Here is a 316-nt window from a genome sequence, read left to right on the forward strand (position 1 = left end):
CTGTTAACGTTTTTTCAGAAATACCTTGATCACTTCTTTCAACATCAATCTCATGAACTGATGTTGAACCCTTCGGACTATTGGTCTTTTCTTCTTCGGCAATATGTTCTTTAATTTGATCACTTCTTTCAGCATCCACAATTGGTATTTTGCTAGATGCTCTTGAATTATTGTTACTTTCTTCTGCTAGTTGATCTTTAGTTGCTTGTTCGCTTCTTTCTACATCCACTTTCGACATTGGATTTGAAACGTTTGACATGGTGTTACTTTCTTCTGCCAACTGATCTTTAGTCGCTTGTTCACTTCGTTCTATATC

The 316-nt window shown here is 36.1% G+C and carries 1 protein-coding gene; it reads right to left on the reverse strand.

What is annotated here, in order from left to right; genetic code table 11:
* Positions 1–316, reverse strand: a 316-nt coding sequence (locus R0J87_RS19245) for a hypothetical protein (RefSeq protein ID WP_498888247.1), incomplete at both ends; no start/stop codon positions are given.

The organism is Halomonas sp. SIMBA_159, assembly GCF_046536035.1.
GTDB lineage: Bacteria > Pseudomonadota > Gammaproteobacteria > Pseudomonadales > Halomonadaceae > Vreelandella > Vreelandella venusta_A.